This window comes from Bradyrhizobium sp. CCH5-F6, assembly GCF_001556045.1.
Taxonomy (GTDB): domain Bacteria; phylum Pseudomonadota; class Alphaproteobacteria; order Rhizobiales; family Xanthobacteraceae; genus Bradyrhizobium.
This window is the reverse complement of record NZ_LSIC01000176.1, coordinates 1-1,891: the sequence shown is the minus strand read 5'-3', so window position 1 is coordinate 1,891 and position 1,891 is coordinate 1. Positions and strand designations below refer to the sequence as shown.

The window sequence follows — 1,891 nt, the reverse complement described above, 5'->3', positions numbered from 1 at the left end:
GGTGACGTCAACCGCGGTACCGCCGTTGAAGGAGGTGAAGGTCAGGGTCTTGCCGGCAATGCCGCCGATACCGGAGGTGCGGGCCGCCGAGAACGCGGTCGCATTGCCGGTGTTGCCCGAAAGACCAAACGCGGCCAGCGCGTTGCCGGTGCCCGTGATGGACAGATCCGCGTTGATGCCCGTCGAGAGCTGGAGTTGGCCGCTGGTGTTGATCGACGAGTTGCTCTGGCCGGTTGCGGTACTCAGCGTCGCGGCGCCGTTTGCTGCGATCGACGCGGTCTGCACGCCGGTGGCAAGGTCGATCGCGTTGAGCACGTCGGCGACGGTGCCGGCCTGGAGATAGACCGTCGAGTTGCCGTTACCATCGGTGATCACGTTGCCGCTCTTGCCGAAGCCGGCCGGGATCGCCGGAGCGTTGGTCGAGCCGGGGACCGGCGCGTTCTTGAAGGTGATGACCTTGCCGTCGACATTCAGGGTCGCGCCATCGGACACCAGCGATCCCAGCGAGCTCGAGCTCGTCGTACGGGTGACGCTCAGCGATGCATTTCCGCCGCCCGTCGCGCTGGTGAGGCCAAGCGACTTGAGCAGATCGGCCTTGCCGGTCAAGGACAGATCCGCACCCGTCGAGCTCCTGATCGTGGTGATACCCGCGGCAATCGAGGAGGCCGTCTGGCCAGTGCTGGCCCCGATCGTCGCCAGCCCGCTTGCGATGACGGAGGTCTGCACGCCGCTGGCGAGATCGATCGCGGTCAGCAGGTCGTTGACCGTCGCAGCCGGAGTGCCGGCTGTGCCGAGGTACACGGTGGTATTGCCGTTGCCATCGGTCACCAAATTGCCGCTGAGGCCCGAACCTGCCGGAACAGCGCTGGCGAGCGGCGCCGCACCGGAGCGGAAGGTGATGGTCTTGCCGTTCACCGTCAGCGTGTCGCCGTCGGCGGGAGCCGAGGCAATCTTGGAGGCGGCGGTGGTGCCGATCAGGGTCATCGTGCCCGTCACGGCGGTGGTGCCGTCGGCGGCGTTCACGGCCACAGCGTTCGAGAACGTGCCCTGCGTTGCGCCGAGGGTGGTCGTTGCGACGGCCGCGGTGACACCGCCCGCGGTGCCGTTGTACAGCACGTTGCTGTAGGCGGTCGCGCTGGCATAGGAGGTCGTGCCGCGCAGGTCGGCGGCGGTGGCGCCGGCGATCGTGGTGGAGACGTTGGACTTGGTGGAGTAGCCGACGGTGGTTTGCAGCGCCTGATTGGCAATCGACTTGGCGCTGTCGATCAGCTTCTGCAGCGAGGTCAGGCCGGTATTGGCCGCCTGCAGCACCTGCACACCGTTGGCAATGCCGTCGAGCAGGTTGTTGATGTCGCTGGCGCGGTTGTCGAGCGACTGGGCCGTGAAGAAGTTGGTGGGATTGTCCAGGGCCGAGTTGACGCTCTTGCCGGTCGACAGACGGTTCTGTGTGGTGGCGAGAAGATCGGCGGTGGACTGGAGAGAGAGCAGGTTCTGGCGAACCGACGCAGAGAGAACAATACCGGACATGACTCTTACCCTTCTGGCTTACGCGTCTTCGTTCGATCGCTTCGGATCGAGTGACGTGCACAGCCTGCGCGGACATGGCTAACAAAGGGTGAAAAGGGACTTGCGAGCATAAGCAGCGGTTCACCATAAACCCGCGCAAGGCAGGCAGAGCCTCGGCAATCAGCCTGAAATCATTGGCGTTTCCCTGCGCTTACGCTCCATTAACCATAACCGCTGGTTACTTTTCCGAAGTGCCGCCTGCCCTCTCCAAACGTCGAGCGACAAAAAAAGCGGCGGGGCCGAAGCCCCGCCGCCGGATCTTGCTGAGGATGTGCGCCGCCGATTAGCGGAGCAGCTGCAGCACGCTCTGCTGCGACTGGTTGGC

At 64.9% G+C, this 1,891-nt stretch carries 1 protein-coding gene; it reads right to left on the bottom strand.

Annotated features, from left to right (window positions below; genetic code table 11):
- Window positions 1-1,527, bottom strand: a 1,527-nt coding sequence (locus tag AX729_RS29625) for a DUF1522 domain-containing protein (protein WP_061027725.1), incomplete at its 3' end; no start/stop codon positions are given.
- Window positions 1,528-1,891 lie beyond the last annotated feature (364 nt).